This is a genomic window from Streptococcus sp. DAT741 (genome assembly GCF_009866825.1).
GTDB classification, from domain to species: Bacteria; Bacillota; Bacilli; order Lactobacillales; family Streptococcaceae; genus Streptococcus; species Streptococcus ruminantium.
In genome coordinates this window covers 2,076,555-2,097,276 of sequence record NZ_CP019557.1, presented here as the reverse complement: position 1 = coordinate 2,097,276, position 20,722 = coordinate 2,076,555, and the positions used below count along the sequence as shown (strand labels likewise).

At 38.7% G+C, this 20,722-nt stretch carries 19 protein-coding genes; 13 read left to right on the top strand and 6 right to left on the bottom strand.

Translation table 11 applies throughout. The annotated features are described in order from the left end of the window. Nucleotides 1-11: 11 nt before the first annotated feature. Both BZG42_RS09870 and BZG42_RS09865 read right to left on the bottom strand, forming a co-directional pair. Nucleotides 12-1,634 (bottom strand): ABC-F family ATP-binding cassette domain-containing protein, encoded by a 1,623-nt coding sequence (locus BZG42_RS09870; protein WP_120172440.1) that lies wholly within the window; start codon nucleotides 1,632-1,634, stop codon nucleotides 12-14. Nucleotides 1,635-1,698: 64 nt separating this feature from the next. Then, the gene (locus BZG42_RS09865) at nucleotides 1,699-2,571 is read right to left on the bottom strand and encodes a YitT family protein (RefSeq protein WP_024531478.1); all 873 of its coding nucleotides are present in this window, start codon (nucleotides 2,569-2,571) and stop codon (nucleotides 1,699-1,701) included. A gap of 361 nt (nucleotides 2,572-2,932) precedes the next feature. Between BZG42_RS09865 and trpS the strand changes: the two genes are divergently transcribed. The 3 genes from trpS to BZG42_RS09850 all read left to right on the top strand — a co-directional run bounded on the left by trpS (nucleotide 2,933) and on the right by BZG42_RS09850 (nucleotide 6,350). Beyond that, nucleotides 2,933-3,958, top strand: coding sequence for a tryptophan--tRNA ligase (gene trpS, locus BZG42_RS09860; RefSeq protein WP_155995318.1), 1,026 nt, complete (start codon nucleotides 2,933-2,935; stop codon nucleotides 3,956-3,958). Nucleotides 3,959-4,187: 229 nt separating this feature from the next. Continuing rightward, entirely contained in the window at nucleotides 4,188-5,669 is a 1,482-nt protein-coding gene (gene guaB, locus BZG42_RS09855) for an IMP dehydrogenase (RefSeq protein WP_024531480.1), read from the top strand. Between the two features lie 120 nt (nucleotides 5,670-5,789). Next, entirely contained in the window at nucleotides 5,790-6,350 is a 561-nt protein-coding gene (locus tag BZG42_RS09850; protein ID WP_155963223.1) for a hypothetical protein, read from the top strand. A gap of 169 nt (nucleotides 6,351-6,519) precedes the next feature. On the opposite strand, the gene recF is transcribed toward BZG42_RS09850, so the two are convergent. Together recF and yaaA are read right to left on the bottom strand one after the other, a co-directional pair. Further along, complete coding sequence (recF, locus tag BZG42_RS09845; RefSeq protein WP_155995317.1) at nucleotides 6,520-7,614, bottom strand: DNA replication/repair protein RecF; 1,095 nt, start codon at nucleotides 7,612-7,614, stop codon at nucleotides 6,520-6,522. A 2-nt stretch (nucleotides 7,615-7,616) separates the two neighbouring features. Next, nucleotides 7,617-8,000: a S4 domain-containing protein YaaA gene (yaaA, locus tag BZG42_RS09840; RefSeq protein ID WP_155964920.1), complete on the bottom strand. Its 384-nt coding sequence runs from the start codon at nucleotides 7,998-8,000 to the stop codon at nucleotides 7,617-7,619. 73 nt (nucleotides 8,001-8,073) lie between these two features. Here yaaA and yfmF point away from each other — a divergent pair, with 73 nt between their 5' ends. From yfmF to BZG42_RS09800, 8 genes are all read left to right on the top strand, one after another. Further along, nucleotides 8,074-9,327, top strand: coding sequence for an EF-P 5-aminopentanol modification-associated protein YfmF (gene yfmF / locus BZG42_RS09835; protein ID WP_155995316.1), 1,254 nt, complete (start codon nucleotides 8,074-8,076; stop codon nucleotides 9,325-9,327). Beyond that, on the top strand, nucleotides 9,324-10,607 hold the full coding sequence (gene yfmH / locus BZG42_RS09830; RefSeq protein WP_155995315.1) for an EF-P 5-aminopentanol modification-associated protein YfmH: 1,284 nt from the start codon (nucleotides 9,324-9,326) through the stop codon (nucleotides 10,605-10,607). The genes yfmF and yfmH overlap by 4 nt, the downstream gene beginning before the upstream one ends. Before the next feature lie 80 nt (nucleotides 10,608-10,687). Beyond that, nucleotides 10,688-11,548 carry a helix-turn-helix domain-containing protein gene (locus tag BZG42_RS09825; protein WP_155972218.1) on the top strand — a complete coding sequence of 287 codons (861 nt, stop codon included), beginning with the start codon at nucleotides 10,688-10,690 and terminating at the stop codon, nucleotides 11,546-11,548. 10 nt (nucleotides 11,549-11,558) lie between these two features. Next, complete coding sequence (pgsA, locus tag BZG42_RS09820) at nucleotides 11,559-12,098, top strand: CDP-diacylglycerol--glycerol-3-phosphate 3-phosphatidyltransferase (protein ID WP_024531487.1); 540 nt, start codon at nucleotides 11,559-11,561, stop codon at nucleotides 12,096-12,098. After that, nucleotides 12,098-12,934, top strand: a complete 837-nt coding sequence (locus BZG42_RS09815; protein WP_155995323.1) for an energy-coupling factor ABC transporter ATP-binding protein — start codon at nucleotides 12,098-12,100, stop codon at nucleotides 12,932-12,934. The genes pgsA and BZG42_RS09815 overlap by 1 nt, the downstream gene beginning before the upstream one ends. After that, a complete protein-coding gene (locus tag BZG42_RS09810; protein ID WP_024531489.1) occupies nucleotides 12,910-13,752 on the top strand; it encodes an energy-coupling factor transporter ATPase in 843 nt (280 codons plus the stop codon). The genes BZG42_RS09815 and BZG42_RS09810 overlap by 25 nt, the downstream gene beginning before the upstream one ends. Further along, the gene (locus tag BZG42_RS09805; RefSeq protein ID WP_155995314.1) at nucleotides 13,745-14,539 is read left to right on the top strand and encodes an energy-coupling factor transporter transmembrane component T family protein; all 795 of its coding nucleotides are present in this window, start codon (nucleotides 13,745-13,747) and stop codon (nucleotides 14,537-14,539) included. Before BZG42_RS09810 ends, BZG42_RS09805 begins: the two co-directional genes overlap by 8 nt. Nucleotides 14,540-14,670: 131 nt before the next feature. Continuing rightward, on the top strand, nucleotides 14,671-15,240 hold the full coding sequence (locus BZG42_RS09800) for a LysM peptidoglycan-binding domain-containing protein (RefSeq protein WP_155964915.1): 570 nt from the start codon (nucleotides 14,671-14,673) through the stop codon (nucleotides 15,238-15,240). A 117-nt stretch (nucleotides 15,241-15,357) separates the two neighbouring features. Here the strand turns inward: BZG42_RS09800 and sdaAA are convergent, their stop codons facing one another. Both sdaAA and sdaAB read right to left on the bottom strand, forming a co-directional pair. Beyond that, the gene (sdaAA, locus tag BZG42_RS09795) at nucleotides 15,358-16,230 is read right to left on the bottom strand and encodes an L-serine ammonia-lyase, iron-sulfur-dependent, subunit alpha (RefSeq protein WP_155995313.1); all 873 of its coding nucleotides are present in this window, start codon (nucleotides 16,228-16,230) and stop codon (nucleotides 15,358-15,360) included. A gap of 12 nt (nucleotides 16,231-16,242) precedes the next feature. Beyond that, the gene (sdaAB, locus tag BZG42_RS09790; protein ID WP_024531493.1) at nucleotides 16,243-16,914 is read right to left on the bottom strand and encodes an L-serine ammonia-lyase, iron-sulfur-dependent subunit beta; all 672 of its coding nucleotides are present in this window, start codon (nucleotides 16,912-16,914) and stop codon (nucleotides 16,243-16,245) included. A 550-nt stretch (nucleotides 16,915-17,464) separates the two neighbouring features. Here sdaAB and mnmA point away from each other — a divergent pair. Continuing rightward, nucleotides 17,465-18,586: a tRNA 2-thiouridine(34) synthase MnmA gene (gene mnmA, locus BZG42_RS09785; protein ID WP_155964912.1), complete on the top strand. Its 1,122-nt coding sequence runs from the start codon at nucleotides 17,465-17,467 to the stop codon at nucleotides 18,584-18,586. A gap of 881 nt (nucleotides 18,587-19,467) precedes the next feature. Beyond that, entirely contained in the window at nucleotides 19,468-20,694 is a 1,227-nt protein-coding gene (locus BZG42_RS09780) for a carbohydrate-binding domain-containing protein (RefSeq protein WP_227985518.1), read from the top strand. Nucleotides 20,695-20,722 lie beyond the last annotated feature (28 nt).

Genomic DNA, 20,722 nt, shown 5'->3' with positions numbered 1-20,722 from the left:
TCGCCTTTTTATTATACTTTCCAAAGTTCTTGTACTTTAGCTTGTACTTCAGCATTTTCCAAGAATTCATCGTAGGTTTCATCAATACGGTCAATGACCCCATTCTTGGAAATAACGATAATGTGGTTAGCTAAAGTTTGAATAAATTCATGGTCGTGGCTAGCAAAGATAATTGATTCTTTGAAGGCTTTTAAACCATCATTAAGACTTGAAATAGATTCCAAATCTAAGTGATTGGTTGGATCATCTAACACTAAGACATTGGACTTGAGGAGCATGAGTTTAGATAACATCACGCGCACCTTCTCTCCCCCCGACAAGACGTTTACAGGTTTGTTAACCTCATCACCTGAGAAGAGCATACGACCTAGGAAACCACGCAAGAAGGTATTGTCATCTTCTTCCTTGCTAGCAAATTGACGAAGCCAGTCAAGAATGGATTCATTTGTGTCAAAGTCACGAGTATTATCTTTTGGCAGATAGGATTGACTGGTAGTAATCCCCCATTTGACAGTTCCTTCGTATTCAATATCTCCCATGAGGGCACGAATCAAAGCAGTTGTTTGGATGTCATTTTGTCCAATGAGAGCTGTCTTATCACCTGGACGTAAGATAAAGCTGATATTATCCAAAATAGTTTCACCATCAATAACAACTTTTAAGTTTTCAACAGTTAAGAGGTCATTACCGATTTCGCGTTCGGATTTAAAATTGATAAATGGATATTTGCGGCTAGAAGGGATAATTTCTTCTAGTTCAATTTTATCTAGCATTTTCTTACGGGAAGTTGCTTGTTTGGATTTTGAGGCATTGGCAGAAAAACGGGCAACGAATTCTTGTAGTTCCTTAATTTTTTCTTCGGCTTTGGCATTGCGGTCAGCCTGTAGACGGGCTGCCAGCTCACTTGATTGTTTCCAAAAATCATAGTTACCAACGAAGATTTTGATTTTTCCAAAATCCAGATCGGCCATGTGTGTACATACTTTGTTGAGGAAGTGGCGGTCGTGAGAAACAACGATAACGGTATTCTCGAAATCAATCAAGAAGTCCTCTAACCAGTTAATTGATTGAATATCCAGACCATTGGTTGGCTCGTCAAGGAGTAAGACATCCGGCTTGCCAAAGAGAGCCTTGGCTAAGAGAACTTTTACCTTCTCACCATTTGTCAGTTCACTCATATTTTGATAATGGAGTTCTTCCTTGATGTTCAAATTTTGAAGTAATTGTGAAGCCTCACTCTCTGCTTCCCAACCACCAAGCTCAGCAAATTCGCCTTCTAATTCTGCAGCGCGCACACCATCCTCGTCAGAAAAATCTTCCTTCATGTAGATGGCATCTTTTTCTTTCATGATATTATAAAGTCGTTCATTTCCCATGATAACAACATCAATCACGCGCTCTTCTTCGTAGTCAAAGTGATTCTGACGGAGAACGGACAATCGTTCATCCGGTCCAAGGGAGATGTGACCGGTAGTTGGTTCAATATCACCTGCTAAAATTTTCAAGAAAGTTGATTTACCTGCACCGTTGGCACCAATCAATCCATAAGTGTTTCCGGCTGTAAACTTAATATTGACATCATCGAATAGTTTGCGGTCGCTAAAGCGAAGCGATACATCTGATACTGTAAGCATAGTTTCTCCTATATTTCTGTCTGTTAACTTTATTGTACTAGAAAGAACTTGAATTTTCAATGAATTACATTGGGATCAAGATATCTTCATCATAATGTTTGTGATCTTTTTGGAGACTGAAACCTCGACCATGAACTTGACTGGCAGGCATAACTACCATAAAGGCTGTTTCATCAATACCTAAAATAGCGGATTCAAGTTTCTGCATTTCGGGAATAGAGATCGTTGTCATGAGCATGCGTTTGTCAACTCCTGTAAATCCTCCGAGAACAGGAAACTCCGTCACGCCACGATCAGCTACTTTTGTGATGTATTCTTTGATCTGTGGATAATTTTGAGAGATAATCATGACATTTCGTAACGACTCTGTTCCTGATATCATGCGATTGACAATATAGGTAATGGTCATAAGGGCAATGACTGAGTACATGACAGTATCGGGATCAAAAGCAATAAACCCAAGACCGACGATTATACCGTCAATGATTGCCATGGTCATTCCAAGCGAAAGGGGAGTATACTTATGGAGAAATTGAATGAGAATTCCAGTTCCTCCAGTTGAAGAGTTTCCAAGGAAAACCAATCCGAGTCCAAAGCCAATGATAATACCACCGAAAATAGCAGCAAGAAGAGGATTTTCTGTCAATTTCGGTAAACTAGCTGTCAACTTGATGCAAAGTGGGTAGACAACAGCACCGTAAACAGTTTTGACAAATACAGATTTTCCTAAGAAGAACCAGCAAATAACTAATAGGGGGATATTGCAATAGAGAACAAAATCGGAAGGGTTCCAGCCCAAAAGAGCATTAAGAGCTATTGCCAATCCTCCAACTCCTCCTGATACAATATTATTTCCTAGAAAAAAACTGTTGAATCCAATCGCCATAATGATTGAACCTAATGTTACATAAGAAAAATCTTTTATACGTTCGTTCATGTATTCTCCTTGTCGTCTGTTATAAAATGCAATCTCTATTATCCCTAATTTAGATCTTATCGTCAAGGTTTTACCAACTTGACTTTCTAATTTTTTGAGGTTATAATAAATATCAATCAGAATAGTAGTGAGAAGATGATTTTAAGAGAGCTTGTGGTTGGTGAAAACAAGTAAGAGTCGCTTACGAATGGGCTGATTTATCATGGAATCTGAACAAGATAAGAGGTCGATTAGCAAGGTCTTATAATGTAAAAAAAGATGTAGGCTTTCACGAGCTTATAAGTGAGGTGGCACCGTGTCTTTGACGCCCTCGCACAGTTTTCTGTGCGTGGCTTTTTATTTATTTAAAGAGGAGAATTGTATGACTAAACCTATCATTTTAACTGGAGACCGTCCAACGGGTAAATTGCATATTGGTCATTATGTTGGTTCGTTAAAAAACCGTGTTTTACTACAAGAAGCTGGACAACACGAACTCTTTGTTTTTTTGGCGGATCAGCAAGCTTTGACTGATCATGCTAAGGAGCCTCAAAAAATTGTTGAATCGGTTGGGAATGTCGCCCTGGATTATTTGGCAGCTGGTTTGGATCCGGTTAAAACAACGATTTTTATTCAGAGTCAAATTCCCGAGTTGGCTGAATTAACTATGTATTATATGAACTTGGTTTCAGTTGCTCGCTTGGAACGTAATCCTACTGTTAAGACAGAGATTGCTCAAAAAGGTTTTGGTGAAGGGATTCCAGCAGGATTCTTGGTATATCCAGTTTCTCAAGCAGCGGATATTACAGCTTTCAAAGCTAATTTTGTTCCCGTTGGTACCGATCAGAAACCAATGATTGAGCAGACACGTGAGCTTGTTCGCAGTTTTAATCACGCCTATGAGACGGATATTTTAATTGAACCGGAAGGAATTTATCCTGAAAATGAAGCGGCAGGTCGTCTGCCAGGTTTGGATGGGAATGCTAAAATGTCTAAATCTTTGGGAAATGGTATCTATTTAGCAGATGATATGGATACATTAAAGAAAAAAGTTATGTCCATGTATACAGATCCTCATCATATTCGTGTTGAAGATCCGGGTAGAATTGAGGGGAATATGGTTTTCCATTATTTAGATGTTTTTGGTCGTAAGGAAGATAAGTCGGAAATTGATGCTATGAAAGAACACTATCAACGTGGTGGTTTAGGAGATGTCAAAACAAAACGTTATCTACTAGAAATTTTAGAGCGTGAGTTGGGTCCTATTCGCGAGCGCCGTCTGGAGTTTGCTAAGGATATGGGACAAGTCTATACCATGTTGGAAGAGGGGAGTCGAAAGGCTCGTCAAGTTGCAGCAGTAACACTTGAACAGGTCAAAACAGCGATGGGAATAAACTATTTTAAATAAGGTTAACAATAAAAGAGCAATGTTGAAAAAACGTTGCTTTTTTCATTCTATTTTTTACGAAGTAAAAACCAAACGTTCGACTTTATAAAGAAAAATGAATAGAATTTTCTGAATTTTTCTGAATAGTCATATTAAGGCGAATAATGTTTGACAAATGATTTCAAAATGTTATCATAAATAAAATGCAAATAGCAATATTGCTATAATTGAAAAGGAAAAGAGGAAGAAAATGTCAAACTGGGACACTAAATTTTTGAAAAAAGGTTTTACTTTTGATGATGTACTGCTTATTCCGGCAGAGAGTCATGTTTTACCGCATGATATTGATTTGAAAACGCAATTGGCACCAAATTTGACGCTCAATCTTCCGATTATTTCAGCAGCTATGGATACTGTGACAGATAGTAAGATGGCTATTGCTATGGCTCGTGCAGGTGGTCTGGGAGTCATCCATAAAAATATGTCTATCGCAGAGCAAGCAGATGAAATTCGCAAGGTAAAACGTTCTGAGAACGGTGTTATTATTGATCCTTTCTTTCTAACTCCTGAACATACAATCGCTGAGGCTGAAAAGTTGATGGCAACCTACCGTATTTCTGGTGTGCCAATTGTAGAAACAATGGAAAATCGTAAGTTGGTAGGTATCATCACTAACCGTGACATGCGTTTTATTTCTGATTATTCTCAGCCAATTTCGACAAATATGACTAGTGCTGAGTTGGTAACAGCTCCGGTTGGCACCGATCTTGCTACCGCTGAAGCTATTTTGCACAAGCATCGTATTGAAAAGCTACCGTTGGTTGACGAAAATGGTCGTCTATCTGGTTTGATTACCATAAAGGATATTGAAAAAGTGATTGAGTTTCCTCATGCTGCCAAAGATGAATTTGGTCGTCTTCTGGTTGCGGGGGCAGTTGGAGTTACTTCAGATACTTTTGAACGTGCAGAGGCTCTTTTTGAAGCTGGTGCAGATGCTATTGTTATTGATACAGCTCATGGTCATTCAGCCGGTGTGCTCCGTAAGATTAAAGAAATTCGTGACCATTTCCCAGACCGTACTTTGATCGCAGGAAATATTGCTACCGCAGAGGGTGCACGTGCTCTTTATGAAGCAGGTGTTGATGTTGTCAAGGTAGGTATCGGTCCAGGTTCTATTTGTACGACTCGCGTCATCGCTGGTGTTGGTGTTCCGCAGATTACAGCAATATATGATGCGGCTGGTGTTGCGCGTGAATATGGTAAGACTATTATTGCAGACGGTGGTATCAAATATTCTGGCGATATTGTCAAAGCGCTTGCTGCGGGGGGACATGCTGTTATGCTTGGTTCTATGTTTGCTGGAACGGATGAAGCACCAGGTGAAACAGAAATTTTCCAAGGTCGTAAATTTAAGACCTATCGTGGTATGGGTTCAATAGCAGCTATGAAACAAGGCTCAAAAGATCGCTATTTCCAAGCTTCGGTCAATGAAGCTAACAAGCTTGTTCCAGAAGGAATTGAGGGGCGTGTTGCCTATAAGGGATCAGTTGCTGATATGATTTTTCAAATGGTTGGTGGTCTCCGATCAGGTATGGGGTATGTTGGAGCTGGAAATCTAGCCGAATTGCACGAAAATGCTCAGTTTATCGAAATGTCAGGTGCTGGTCTGAAGGAAAGCCACCCACATGATGTTCAAATTACCAATGAAGCTCCAAACTATTCAGTACAATAATATCAAAAGAGTCTAAGATGGTAGTCTAAGACTCTTTTTGGTTGACGGATATTCTTTCATGATATAATAAAAGCGTCAATGTTGGTTATAAGATTGTATTTTTATGTAGGAGAAGAAAGCATGTACTTATTAGTATTTTTACAATCAGATAGGGAAATAAAAGTTGGATTGTTTGAAAATATACATCAAGGCAGAGAGTTTGTAAGACAAATACCGGGATATGTATTAGACGAACACTCGGAATTTATAAATGAATTTTTTAATCCTGCATTTTTACCAGAATATTTGGAATTACATTATAATGGTCATATTGTTCCTATGACAAGGTTTATGTTTTTGGAGAATGAAAATGTCAGCATAATATGGGATGAATCAACTAATTTATCAGAGAATGGAAAAGGGACTATAGGTGGAAGTACAAGGGTAGATGCATATTCTATCAATAATGAAGAGGTATTTGACTATATATCGAAAAGAGAGGGAAATTATGGTCTTGTAAAGGCTTTTTTAGAAGAGCAAGGTTATCTAGTTGATAGGGCTTTCCTTGGTTCTGAAGACGGAGAGGCGATCCTGTACAAAAAAGAAAGAAATAGTACTTGGAAGTTTTTAGTTCACATGGATCCTAGTTTCGTTGCAGATGCTGATATTATCAAAAATATTTCTGAAGAAATTGAAGATTAAAAGGTAATGACGCGGTTAAGTGTGGTCTTGGTTTAAGAATAAATTAAATAGAATCCCTAGAACATCGGAATATTGATGTTTCTAAGGATTCTATTTTTATATGCTCTTAGCCACATACATAGTAGAAAAATAGTTGATACATATCGATTGACAATCTTGTAAAGTTTATTTACATGTTTTCTACTATTTTTCCGTTGTTGACACGGAAGATCTTTAAACTATCTGGGAGCTGTTGCAGATGATCCAGAGATGTTGTTGTGATAAATGTTTGAATGGTATCGGTAATGGTTTCAAGTAGTTTGAGTTGTCGACTGTTGTCTAACTCGCTCATAACATCATCTAGAAGGAGGATGGGATATTCTCTGGTAACTTCTCTCATTAGTTCGATTTCAGCAAGCTTGAGTGAAAGAACTAAACTGCGATGCTGTCCTTGACTTCCATAATGAGCGTTCATGTCATTTATAAAAAAAACTATATCGTCACGATGAGGTCCAATTCCGGTATTTTTTTTGAACAAGTCACGTTTACGACTTTTTTCTAACTCTGTCAAGAATTTGTCAACTAGATTGACAGGTTCTGTAAAAGAGATTGACGACTGGTAATCAATCGTTAATTTTTCTTTATGATTAGAAATGTCTCTAACTTTCTCGTTACCAAATTTTTCTAGTTTTTTGATAAAGTCTAAGCGATGTTGAATTACTCTACTGCCGTAATCAGCTAATTGATGGTCTAAAACATTGAGAAAATCCATATCAATTTTTTCTGCCGCCTTCAGATAGGAATTTCTCTGCTTTAGAACGTGATGATAATTGGATAAGTCAGAGAGGTAGAGAGGCTTAATTTGTCCTAGTTCAACATCAATAAATTTTCGTCTCAGTGCAGGAGCTCCCTTAATTAACTGCAAATCTTCAGGGGCAAATAAGACGACATTCATTTGTCCAATGTAATTAGAGAGTTTAGCCTGTTTGAGATGGTTAATCTTTGTTACTCGCCCTTTTTCTGTCAAGTTGATGTCAAGCGGGATACTACCACTTGTGCGATGGAGTAAACCATGAATTGATAACTCTTTTTCTTGAAATTGTAATAAATCCTTGTCCGTCCGAGTGCGATGGCTGCGTGTTAGGGCTAAAAAATATATGGACTCTATAATATTAGTTTTTCCCTGGGCATTCTCCCCTAAAAAGATATTGAGTCCTTGATGAAACTCAATATCTAGTTGATTATAGTTGCGAAAGTGTTTTAGTTGTAATGTTTCTAGCCACATGGTTACATTCCTGGGAAGCGGACAGGCTTTCTTTCAGTTTTTTTGGATGTATTTTTAGAAGGCTTTGTCCGTTTCTTGAGTTTTTTATTATCTTGATTCAACTTTTTGACAATGGCAGCTACTCGCTCTTTTTCGGCCTGTTCTTCTTTATGCTGCCTTCTTTCCTCCAAGCTAGGAGCGATGACGGTAATGACAATTCCGTGATCTGGTAAAGAAATAGTATCTCCTAGACGAATTTTTTTACCCCGTCTTTTTTCTTCTTCGCCATTAAAGAGGACAGTGTTTTCTTCTAAGAATCTTTTAATGGCTCCACCAGAATGAAGAATCCCAGTTGTTTTTAATAAAGATTGTAAAGTAATATAGTCATCAAACAATTTAAAGTTCATAAGTCACCTCGTTACAGAATATTATATCACAAAATGGTATAATGGAAGATACAATGTTTGAAAGAGGAAGATGATGAAACTACAAGAAGGAGTAAACCTGCATTTTATTGAGACAGATCAGTTTACAACGAATCGCATCCGTCTGCGTTTTGCAGCTGAAATGAATGAGGCAACAGTTGCGGGGAGAGTCTTGGTTGCTAATATTCTCGAGATGGGGAATCAAGACTTCCAAACTTCACGGTCTCTCCGTAGCCGATTAGCTGAGTTGTATGGGGCGCATTTTTCAACGTCTGTTGCTAAGCGTGGCCGAGTTCATTGTGTGGATTTGACGATTTCCTATGTTAACCCGAACTATTTACCGGATAATGAAGATATTACATCCGGTATTCTTGATTTTTTGTATTCTTGTTTATTTAAACCTCTTCAAAAAGGAAATGGCTTTGATGAGAAAGTTTTTGATGTTGAAAAAAGGAATCTCATCAGTCTCCTTGAAGCAGAGATAGAAGATAATTTTTATCATGCAGATGTTGAGATTAGTAAGCTCTTTTACAAAGATTCGGCTCTTCAGATTTCAAAAGTGGGGCGTCTTGATTTGGTAGAAAAAGAAACGCCTGAGTCAACCTTCAAGATTTATCGCAACATGTTGCGAATGGATAAAATTGATATTTTTGTTTTAGGTCAAGTTGATCAACAATTAGTCCAAGAAAGATTGGAAAAATTTGGTTTTAATTATAGGAATCCAAAATTAGAGTTAGAATACCATCAAGAGTACTCTAACATCACTCGAGAAAAAATTGAACGGAAACAGGCAAGGCAGTCTATTTTAGAATTGGCTTATCATTTACCGGTCATTTACAATGATGTCAACTTTCCTGCGTTAGTAGTGTTTAATGGTTTGTTTGGGGGATTTTCCCATTCAAAGCTATTTATGAATGTTCGTGAGAAGGAAAGTTTGGCTTACACAATCGGTAGTCAGCTTATGATTTTCTCAGGTTTGATGAAGGTCTATGCAGGAATCAATCGTGGCGACAGACTTAGAGCAATGAAATTGATTAGCAAGCAATTACTTGATTTAAAATGTGGTAAGTTTACAGAAGAGGAATTAGCATTGACGAAGAATATGTTGATTTATTCTGCGACCTTAGCTCAAGATGGACAAAATAATCTAATCGAACAACTTTATAATGAAGTGAGTTTGGAAAATAGAGGTTTAAATTGGTCAGAATGGATAGAGGCTATAAAGTCTGTGTCAATAGATGATGTTATTCGTGTTGGACAAATGGTTAATTTACAGGCTGTTTACTTCATGGAGGGAACCGGAGAATGAGACTGATAAAAAAAATATATCCGTATATGAAAGAGGCGGTCTATTATGCGAGACTTGACAATGGATTGACAGTTGCACTATTACCAAAAACAGACTTTCATGAGACCTATGGTATTCTAACTGCAAATTTTGGAGCCTTGCATACACAGATTCAATTGGTTAGTGGTGATAGTGTCCAATATCCAGCAGGCATTGCACATTTTCTGGAACATAAGCTTTTTGAAACAGAGAGTGAAGAAGATGTCATGAATGCATTTGCTAAATTGGGAGCGAGTGCTAATGCCTATACTAGTTTTAGACAAACTAGCTTTCTATTTTCTACGACTCAAGAGGTGCTAGCTTCTCTATCACTTCTACAATCCTTCGTTCGAGAGCCATATTTTACGGAGGAGAACGTGGAAAGAGAACAAGGAATTATTGAGCAAGAAATTGAAATGTATCGGGATGATGTGGAGTATCGTTTGTTCACGGGGATGCTAGCTTCGCTCTATCCAGATACACCTTTGGCGCATGATATAGCTGGAACGACTGATTCAATCGCTGCGATTACTGTGGCTGATTTATATGAAAATTTTGAAATATTTTATCATCCAAGCAATATGAATTTATTTGTTATTGGAAATTTTGATGTCGATCAGGTTTGGAAACAAATTTCCAGCTATCAAGCAGCGCAGATGGATGAACAAGGTTTAGGCTTTGAGAAGGTGTCTATTCAGAAATTACCAGTCCGTCAGCACAACATAGAACACTTCGAGGTGATAATGCCAAAACTGGCTGTGGGGTTGAGAGGAAATGATGAGTTGGACATAAAAACTATTCAGAAATACCGATTGAGTTTGCAGCTTTTGTTTACTATGTTGTTTGGATGGACCTCAAAGCGTTATCAGCAACTTTATGAGGCGGGAAAAATTGATTCGTCCTTCCAGTTTCAGTTGGAGGTAACACCTGATTATCACTACTTCATTATCTCAAGTGATACACAGGAGCCTATTACGCTCTCTAGCCTGTTAATGAAGGCTATCCGGAATTTTGAAGATGATGAGGATATGACAGAGGATCATCTACGATTGCTGAAAAATGAAATGTATGGTGATTTTATTCGTGGTTTAAATTCTTTAGAATTTACTGCTAATTATTTTGTTTCTCAGTATTCGGAATATGAAGATATTTTTGATCTGCCTCAGTTGATACATACCATCCAGTTGGACGATATAAAAGAAGCTGGTCGACGCTTTATTCGTCACTGTGATATGACAGATTTTACTATTTTTCCAAAATAAACAAATTTAACCCGTCGAAATTTTCCTAGAATTTTGTTAAAATGGTATATTGTATACGATGGATGATAGGAGGGGGTTTTATGAGACAAAAGAGTATAGGAGAAGTGCTCAGAACTGCACGAGAAGTCAGAGATTGGACATTGGTTGATTTGCAACGAATGACAAAAATCCAAGCAAAATACTTACAAGCACTCGAATATAATGATTTTGACTATATTGCAAATGAGGATGATGTTACTTCTATTTTAATAGCATATGCTGAGGCACTGGATTTAGATGCGGATGTCTTACTAGAAGCTTATGAAACCAACAGCTTAGTAAAGTACTATGAATACGGGGAAGAGGAAATTTGTTCTTCGGAGTTGAGAAGGAGTTACAAGGATCGCAAACGTAAGAAAAAATCTTACCTTCCTTTGATATATTTATTGCTTGCGACTAGTTTGATTATCATTTTTGTGACCTATATTGTATATAGCCGGCTTCAAAATCAAGCCAATCCTACCCTTCAAACGACATCTTATAGCGTGGTTGGGCAAGCTATTTCAAAGACTAGTACTGATTCTGAGAAGAGTATGGCTGAGTCTACATCTTCCAGCTCAACAGTTTCAAGTAGTTCCTCTATGGGAAATATAGCTATTTCAGGGTCAGGAGCACACATTGTAGCGACCATTACAAATGTCACCTATCCATTAGAGATTGTTGTGTCGGCTAAGAATACAACAAGCTGGATTAGTCTATCTGGTACACCGCTGGCTGAGGGAGTAGTCCTATCGCCTGACAATCCAACAGTCACTACAAAGATTGAAAAAGGGGTGGCATCTGCCAATCTTGTATTGGGAGTTGTCAAGGGCACTGAGGTAACTGTAGGAGGACAAAAGATAGATATGTCAGCCCTTACAAGTGATACAGGAACAATCACTTTCAATTTTAAACAAGAATAAAGGTATTAGAATGAAAAAAGAAAATATTCCGAACGCTTTGACAGTAGGACGGATTTTAGTTATTCCTATTTTTATCCTTTTTCTGACTGTATGGAATACAGCAATTAGCCATATGGCTGCAGCTATCCTTTTTGCTATGGCAAGCATCACAGATTATTTGGATGGTTATTTGGCACGTAAATGGCAGGTTGTCACCAACTTTGGTAAATTTGCAGATCCGTTAGCGGATAAGCTTTTGGTGATGGCGGCTTTTATTATGTTAGTAGGGCTAGGTTTTGCTCCAGCCTGGGTGGTTGCTATTATTATCTGTCGCGAATTGGCGGTGACAGGTCTTCGACTGCTCTTGGTTGAAAATGGTGGGACGGTTTTAGCTGCAGCTATGCCAGGAAAAATCAAAACATTTTCGCAGATGTTTGCGATAATTTTCTTGCTCTTGCATTGGCAGATTATTGGACAGTTTATGCTGTATGTTGCCCTTTTCTTCACCCTTTATTCAGGTTATGATTATTTCAAGGGTGCTTCTTATTTATTCAAAGATACCTTTAAATGATGAAACATATTATAGAAGTAAAAAATCTCAAATACAAGTACGACCAAGAGGATGAAACATATACACTGAATGATGTTTCGTTTCACGTGAAACAGGGAGAGTGGTTGTCCATTATTGGTCATAATGGTTCTGGTAAGTCGACAACTGTTCGCCTAATTGATGGTTTGTTGGAAGCTGAATCAGGTGATATTTATATTGCAGGTGATCAATTAACCGCTGATAATATCTGGGAAAAGCGTCACCTGATTGGAATGGTTTTTCAAAATCCAGATAATCAATTTGTTGGTGCAACAGTTGAAGATGATGTTGCTTTCGGTTTGGAAAATCAAGGAATTGCTTTGGAAGAGATGCGATTGCGAGTTGCTGAAGCTTTGGAATTGGTTGGGATGGCTGATTTTAAAACACGTGAACCTGCTCGTTTATCTGGTGGTCAAAAGCAACGGGTAGCTATTGCAGGCGTGGTGGCTCTGCGTCCTAAAATTATTATTTTGGACGAGGCTACTTCAATGCTGGATCCTGAAGGCCGTCTGGATTTGATTAAGATTGTTCAAAGTATCAAAAATCAGCATGGCATGACAGTTATTTCGATTACACATGATTTAGATGAAGTTGCTCTTAGTGATAGGGTTATTGTGATGAAAAATGGCCAGATCGAGTCAGTTAGCACGCCGAATGAATTATTTATGCGCAATGATTTGGCGGAATTGGACTTAGATCAGCCTTTTACGACGGAACTGGTCGAATCTTTGCATCAGGCAGGGCTTGATTTGCCACACCGCTATTTTACAGAGGAAGATTTAGAGGAAACGTTATGGGAATTCATCTCCAAGAAGTAAGCTATATCTATCAGGCTGGTACCCCCTTTGAAGGGCGTGCACTTTTTGGTGTTGATTTGGAGATTGTTGATGGGTCATATACTGCCCTTATCGGTCATACAGGATCGGGGAAATCAACGATTTTACAACTCCTAAATGGATTAAATGTACCGACAGAAGGTAGGGTGGTTATTGATGAGACAATCATTACCGCAACATCTGAAAATAAAGACATCAAACAGGTCAGAAAAAAGGTTGGTCTGGTTTTCCAATTTCCAGAGAGCCAAGTTTTTGATGAAACGGTATTGAAAGATGTTGCCTTTGGTCCACAAAATTTCGGGGTTTCTCAGGAAGAGGCAGAGAATATTGCGCGTGAGAAGCTGGCTCTGGTAGGGATTGATGAAGGCTTATTTGAGCGTAGCCCATTTGAATTGTCTGGTGGGCAAATGCGCCGGGTAGCCATTGCTGGGATGTTAGCTATGGAACCTAGCATTTTAGTTTTGGATGAACCGACTGCGGGATTGGATCCAGCAGGTCGTCAAGAATTGATGGAGATTTTTAAGAAACTTCACGCTTCTGGCATGACGATTGTTTTAGTGACCCATTTGATGGATGATGTGGCTAACTATGCTGATTTTGTTTATATCATGGAAAAAGGAAAGTTGGTTCGTTCAGGTAAACCAGTAGATATTTTTCAGGAGGTTGATTTTTTGGAAACTATTCAATTGGGAGTTCCTAAAATCACAAAATTTGCAGCTAATTTGGAGCGAAAGGGCTTTGTGTTTGAACGTTTACCGATCACGATTGAGGAATTTACAAGGATGGTGACACATGGATAAATTGATTTTAGGTCGCTACATTCCCGGAAATTCTATCATTCATCGCTTGGATCCAAGGAGTAAGTTGCTAGCTATGTTTAGTTTTCTTCTTATGGTTTTCTGGGCAAATAATCTAGTGACGAATGTTTTGCTATTTGCATTTGTTTTTGCGATGGTCTTGCTATCCCGTATTCGTCTGTCTTTCTTTATCAATGGTCTTAAACCTATGATTGGGATCATTCTTTTTACAACTTTTTTTCAGGTTTTCTTTACATCTGGAACGACGATTTTGTGGGAATTTTGGATTTTTAAGGTAACAGTAGAAGGTCTACAACAAGCAGGAATTATTTTTGCACGCTTTGTTTTAATCATTTTCTTTTCAACCCTATTGACCCTTACAACGACACCGCTAAGTTTAGCAGATGGTATTGAATCTGGTCTTGCTCCATTAAGGTATTTTAAAGTACCTGTGCACGAGATTGGTTTGATGTTGTCTATGAGCTTGCGATTTGTACCGACCCTGATGGATGACACAACGCGTATCATGAATGCTCAAAGGGCGCGTGGCGTTGATTTCAATGAGGGAAATATCATTCAAAAGGTTAAGTCGGTCATACCAATTTTGATTCCTCTGTTTGCCTCTAGTTTTAAGAGAGCGGATGCTCTTGCAACAGCTATGGAAGCACGTGGTTATCAAGGTGGAGATGGACGAACAAAATACCGTGTTTTAGATTGGAAGTTGCCTGATACTTTGACCATTTTGGTTATGCTTATTTTGGCTGGAATACTTTATCTATTAAAAAATTAGGTAAAAGCGCTAGGAATAGCGTTTTTATTGTCTAATTTCAATTTTTCTGTAACATTTGTAATCTTTTCACAAAGTTTAAGTAATAGTTAGACGATAAGATAGACAGGTAACAGAAAGGAACATATATAATTATGAATAATACATTTAGGCAAAATTTGAAAGTAATTATTGCCGGGTTGATAGCAGGTCTATCCCTTTTGGTTGCTAGTGTGGTAAATGCAGAAACTTATACAGTGCAATCTGGCGATACTCTGTCAGAAATTGCTGAAACATATAATACGACTGTTAAAAAACTAGTTAGCCAAAATAAGATTAGTAATCCGGATCTTATCTATATCGGTCAAATCATTGAGCTAGGTGATGTAACTGTGAAAGTGGGGGATAAATCTGCTAAAAAAACTAGAACAGTAGCGACTACTTCCCCAACTACTAAAGCAGCTACAACAACAGCTAACTCATATACTTCAAATTTGAGTCTCAGTGATGCAGCCGCTAAAGAATGGATTGCTCAAAAAGAATCTGGTGGTAGCTACGATGCCCGAAATGGTATCTATATTGGTCGTTATCAGTTAACAAATACTTATTTGAATGGAGATTACTCACCTGAGAACCAAGAACGTGTAGCGGATGCTTATGTTGCGAGTCGCTATGGTTCGTGGTCTGCTGCCTACCAGTTTTGGTTGGCAAATGGCTGGTATTGATATTCTGTGATAATCCATACGATAGGTGTCAACTTGTCTTGACATTTTTCAATGATTTTGGAGTTATATATAAAAAAGGACCGGTGTGGTCCTTTTTACACTATCTTGACAAGTTTGTCAACTTTCTCCAAAGATTTCTTGAGCCAGACGGCGTCCTGTTGGAGTAGTAGCTAGACCTCCTTCAGCAGTTTCGCGGAAAGCGGTTGGCAAGGCAGCTCCCACTTGATACATAGCACTGATAACCTCATCAACTGGAATTTTAGACTCGATGCCAGCAAGTGCCATGTCGGCTGCAACTAGGGCATAGCTTGCTCCCATGGCATTGCGTTTTACACAGGGAACCTCTACCAGACCTGCAACAGGATCACAGATAAGACCGAGCATATTTTTTATGACGAAGCAGATGGCTTGACTAGCTTGATATGGAGTTCCCCCTGCTGCTAAGGTCAGAGCGGCCGCAGACATGGCAGCAGCAGAACCAACCTCAGCTTGACAGCCTCCCTCTGCTCCAGAAATGGAAGCGTTATTGGCGATAACGAGACCAAAAGCACCTGCTGTAAATAGAAAATCAAGCTGTTCCTTTTCGGTCAGGTCTAATTTCTCTATGGCGACTCCTAAGACAGCAGGCAAGCAGCCTGCAGATCCTGCGGTTGGAGTAGCACAAACTAAGCCCATTTTGGCATTTAGCTCGTTGACAGCCATAGCATTGCGAGCTGCAGATAGGATTGTTTGATCGGCCAGTGTTTTTCCAGTGGCAATGTATTGATCTAACTTGGCTGCGTCACCGCCTGTTAATCCTGAAACTGATTTGCTTTCTGTTAGGCCATCAACGATAGAGGACTTCATAACTGTCAAGTTTCTTGACATAATTGTCAAGATTTCCTCACGACTTCGACCTGTCAACTCAATCTCTGTTGCAATCATAAGTTCGGCAACGTTGCCAGAATATTGTTTGGTTTGTGCAACTAATTCTTCTATAGTGTGGAACACGATTTCCTCTTTCTAGTTGAAGAAGGTGACATTGTGCAAGTGTGGAATTTTCTCAATTTCGAGGATAGAATTTTCACACTGACGGGCGTCAACTTCAATAATCATAATAGCTTTTTCACCAGCCTTTTCACGGGTTACATTCATTTGAGCGATATTGATGTCATATTTGGACAGTATATCCGTTACTTTTGCAATCATACCTGGTACATCCTGATGAACAATGATGATAGTTGGAGTATTCATATTTAGGTTGACAGAAAAACCATTTAATTCAGTTACTTGAATGTTTCCTCCGCCTATGGAAACACCTGTTGCAGAGATTGATTTTTTTTCGTTTTTAATGATAATACGAGTGGTGTTTGGATGAGGTGTATTACTATCTTTATTGACACGCCAGTAAACTTTAATACCGCGCTCCTGAGCAATCTCTAATGAGTCAGGTATGCGTGGATCATCGGTATCCATACCCAAAATACCTGCTACTAGGGCTACATCTGTGCCATGTCCTCGGTAGGTTTTGGCAAAGGAATTATAAAGTTGAAATTCGACTTCCGTTGGTTCATCACCAAAGATAGATGATACAATTTTCCCGATGCGGACGGCTCCAGCAGTATGACTGGAAGAGGGACCGATCATAACAGGGCCGATAATATCAAAGACGGATTGAAATTTTAAATTTGTCATAGTCATCCTCATGTTTTTCTTCTGTCTATTATATCAAATTTTTAAGCACTGGGAAATATTACGCACAGGTAGCGTGGTAGTAAATTGCTCCAAAATAATCGGACAATGTGGTATAATACAGATTGTTCAAAATGGATTTTTATATCCTTTGAAAATCAAATTCAGATTTTGTTGATTTGATGAATGCGAAGCTTTACACGGGACTTATCTGAAAAATTAGAGGTAGAGTTCCATCCAGTTTTGCAGTTGCGGAATTATATTCACTATATTTGATTTGCAATCTCCAACTATTTTTGTAAAGTTGAAGCTGTTTGATTGATTTTCATTGAGTATCAGTATTTTGGACAAAAAACTAGACCCTTCAAGTCTAAGTTGAAACGAAACTTGGGCCACATCCTCAGAAAAGAGAAAATCCTTTAGATTATCAGCGTATTAAACTAAATTTTCTAATATTAGGATTTGGTGCTGAAGACATCCTATTGGATATCTTCACTTTTCATTTTTGTCGGGTGTTTAATGCCCTAGTATCTTAATTGATGGGAGAGAGACTATGAGTGATAACTCAAATATTCGTGTCGTCGTTGGTATGAGTGGTGGTGTTGATTCGTCTGTTACGGCTCTTTTACTCAAGGAGCAAGGTTACGATGTTATCGGCATTTTCATGAAAAATTGGGATGATACGGATGAAAATGGCTTCTGTACAGCAACAGAAGATTATAAAGATGTGGCTGCGGTGGCAGACCAAATCGGTATTCCCTACTACTCTGTCAACTTTGAAAAAGAGTATTGGGATCGTGTATTTGAATACTTCTTAGCAGAGTATCGGGCGGGTCGCACCCCTAACCCAGATGTTATGTGTAACAAGGAAATTAAGTTCAAGGCTTTCTTGGATTACGCTATGACTTTAGGTGCAGATTATGTAGCGACAGGGCATTATGCTCAGGTAGTTCGTGATGAAGAAGGAGTTGTTCATATGCTACGTGGCGCAGACAATGGTAAGGACCAAACATACTTCCTCAGTCAACTGTCACAGGAACAACTGCAAAAGACCATGTTTCCGCTCGGCCATTTACAAAAATCAGAGGTAAGGGAGATAGCGGAGCGGGCAGGTTTGGCGACAGCTAAGAAGAAAGACTCAACAGGCATTTGCTTTATTGGTGAAAAGAACTTTAAAGAATTTCTCAGCCAGTATCTACCAGCTCGATCAGGTCGAATGATGACCGTTGATGGACGTGATATGGGGGAGCATGCAGGTCTTATGTACTATACTATTGGGCAACGTGGTGGGCTTGGTATCGGTGGCCAAGTCGGTGGAGGCAATGAACCTTGGTTTGTTGTTGGAAAAGACCTATCTCAAAACATTCTCTATGTTGGCCAAGGATTCTATCATGAATCTCTTATGTCAACTAGCTTGACAGCAAGTCATATTCACTTTACACATGAGATGCCTGAAGAGTTTACTTTGGAGTGTACTGCCAAGTTCCGTTACCGTCAACCAGATAGTAAAGTTACTGTCAAGGTAAAAGGTGACAAGGCAGAAGTTATCTTTGCGGAGCCGCAACGGGCTATTACACCGGGACAAGCTGTTGTTTTTTACAATGGGCAGGAATGTCTAGGTGGTGGTATGATTGACCAAGCCTATAAAGATGGAGTGGCTTGCCAGTATATTTAGAAGGATATTTATGAGATTACTTGATTGGAGAAGAATTGGTTGTCATTATCCAAAATCACTTATCTCCAATCCAATATGTTAGCTAGCCCGCAGTAGTAATTTTAAGTTCAATATTCATGTGATTTTCGATTAAAATTCGTTCATGATATGAGTATGAAAATGTTTTTGCTGACTCCCTAACGTTATGCAGAAAAAATCTAACTTTAGAGTGACTTACTAAAGAAGTAGACACAAAGTTAAGCTAAGTGTAGGATTTGTCTTTCAAATTCTACAGGTTTCATATAGTTTTAGTTTAAGTGTGCTTATTTTGGCATTATAATGGGACTCAACATATCTAAATATTTCCAATTGAGCTTGTTCAATTGATGTGAAATTGCATCATTGACAAGCTTTTTTATGTCTTTTAATAGAAAGATTTAAGTTCATTGCCATAGAGAAATCTTAGCTCGAAAATAGAAGGGAGTTTGCTTGTAAATTTTAGTGCCTCTTCTTATAGCATTTTGTTCTCTCTTTCTGTATGTGAGCAAAACGATAGCTGATGTTCTCCAAATTGATCCAGTAGTTTTTATAAGCAGCTCTTCCTTAAGGATAAGGATGTATTTAGCAGCAGCTAGTTTGAACGCCTTGTCAAATGTTTTTTACACCAGGTGTTCTCGTTTCTTCTTAATTCTAAGCCTACTTTATTGTGTCAAGTCCAGTCTCTGATACTAAGGAGCGCCGTTCATCTCCCATGGCGGATTTTACTTACCATAGAAGCGATAAGTTCTAAAAATAAGTCAGCAATATCTGATTTAAGCGAGTTTTCAGAATGTTTTCAGGTTTCTTTCAGAAAAATCGCGTATGCTTTTCGTAGAAAGAAGGTGATATTCATGATATGTAAAATGAAAATAATCATTCCGACATTGTTCACAGTAATGACCTTGGCAGCTTGTCAGATGAAATCAGAGGTCAATACATCAATGTCGTCTCAAGAAACGGTGGCAACTAGCTCTGCAAAAGCTACAGTTTCCAACGCTTCAATGGTGACTGGTGATACCGCATATTTCTCAGAAAAGGATTTGGATGCGAGCTATGACGCAGCTACTGCTAGTACTATTCAGCTCAGTGGCTCTTCTGCCGAGGTCTCAGGTGATGGTGTTTCTGTCTCAGGTTCTGTGGTGAAAATTACTCAAGCGGGTACTTATATTATCTCAGGTTCCAGCCAAGGGGTACAGATTTTGGTGGAAGGAACTAACAATGACGATGTTCAAATCGTCCTAAATGGTGTGACTATGAAGGGAACAGATGCCCTGATTGCAGTGAATTCTGCAGATAATGTTTATATCACGCTCGCAGAGGGGACACAAAATACACTAACTGATTCTGTCAATCGAACAGCCACCGACTATAGCGCAGCTATTTACAGTAAAAAAGATCTGACCCTCAATGGGACAGGAAGTCTTACAGTCAAGGGAAACTACAACAATGCTATCAAGTCTAATGATGATTTAAAAATTGCAGGTGGCACATATACCGTGACAGCAGCTAAACATGCCTTATCAGCTAATGATACTCTCAATATCACAGGGGCAACCTTGAACTTAACAGCTATAGAGGATGGTATTCACTCGGATAATGACGAGGATATCAACCTTGGTAATCTCTATATCGAAAACAGTAATATTAATATCACGGCTGGCGATGATGCGATTCATGCAACTAATGAGCTGGTGATTGACAGCGGAAATATTACTATTCAATCAAGTATGGAAGGAATTGAAGGAAAGGTTATCACTATTAATGGCGGTACAATCACTTTAAATGCCTCTGATGATGGTATCAATGCAACTGATTGGACGAAATCATCCGATAGTATGATGGCCATGGAGGGAGTCAGCTTGACTATCAATGGTGGAGATATCACTATAAATATGGCAGCTGGCGATACAGATGCTATTGATTCTAATGGTGATTTGACTATAACCGGAGGGAATATTACCATTACAGGTCTATCAGTTTTTGATGTTGATGGCGACATTACCCATACAGGTGGAAATATTGTTGCTAATGGTCAGCAGGTTCATCAGGTCATTAATTCCATGATGGGCGGTGGTATGAAAAGACGATAATCAACAGAGGAAGGAATAAAGGAGTAGC

Coding starts and splice junctions, on each gene's coding strand:
- BZG42_RS09825 (WP_155972218.1), top strand. CDS start 10,688: ATGAGACAAAAGAGTATAGGAGAAGTGCTCAGAACTGCACGAGAAGTC.
- BZG42_RS09850 (WP_155963223.1), top strand. CDS start 5,790: ATGTACTTATTAGTATTTTTACAATCAGATAGGGAAATAAAAGTTGGA.
- BZG42_RS09810 (WP_024531489.1), top strand. CDS start 12,910: ATGGGAATTCATCTCCAAGAAGTAAGCTATATCTATCAGGCTGGTACC.
- BZG42_RS09815 (WP_155995323.1), top strand. CDS start 12,098: ATGAAACATATTATAGAAGTAAAAAATCTCAAATACAAGTACGACCAA.
- BZG42_RS09805 (WP_155995314.1), top strand. CDS start 13,745: ATGGATAAATTGATTTTAGGTCGCTACATTCCCGGAAATTCTATCATT.
- trpS (WP_155995318.1), top strand. CDS start 2,933: ATGACTAAACCTATCATTTTAACTGGAGACCGTCCAACGGGTAAATTG.
- mnmA (WP_155964912.1), top strand. CDS start 17,465: ATGAGTGATAACTCAAATATTCGTGTCGTCGTTGGTATGAGTGGTGGT.
- BZG42_RS09780 (WP_227985518.1), top strand. CDS start 19,468: ATGAAAATAATCATTCCGACATTGTTCACAGTAATGACCTTGGCAGCT.
- BZG42_RS09870 (WP_120172440.1), bottom strand. CDS start 1,634: ATGCTTACAGTATCAGATGTATCGCTTCGCTTTAGCGACCGCAAACTA.
- yfmH (WP_155995315.1), top strand. CDS start 9,324: ATGAGACTGATAAAAAAAATATATCCGTATATGAAAGAGGCGGTCTAT.
- sdaAB (WP_024531493.1), bottom strand. CDS start 16,914: ATGACAAATTTAAAATTTCAATCCGTCTTTGATATTATCGGCCCTGTT.
- yfmF (WP_155995316.1), top strand. CDS start 8,074: ATGAAACTACAAGAAGGAGTAAACCTGCATTTTATTGAGACAGATCAG.
- BZG42_RS09865 (WP_024531478.1), bottom strand. CDS start 2,571: ATGAACGAACGTATAAAAGATTTTTCTTATGTAACATTAGGTTCAATC.
- pgsA (WP_024531487.1), top strand. CDS start 11,559: ATGAAAAAAGAAAATATTCCGAACGCTTTGACAGTAGGACGGATTTTA.
- yaaA (WP_155964920.1), bottom strand. CDS start 8,000: ATGAACTTTAAATTGTTTGATGACTATATTACTTTACAATCTTTATTA.
- guaB (WP_024531480.1), top strand. CDS start 4,188: ATGTCAAACTGGGACACTAAATTTTTGAAAAAAGGTTTTACTTTTGAT.
- recF (WP_155995317.1), bottom strand. CDS start 7,614: ATGTGGCTAGAAACATTACAACTAAAACACTTTCGCAACTATAATCAA.
- BZG42_RS09800 (WP_155964915.1), top strand. CDS start 14,671: ATGAATAATACATTTAGGCAAAATTTGAAAGTAATTATTGCCGGGTTG.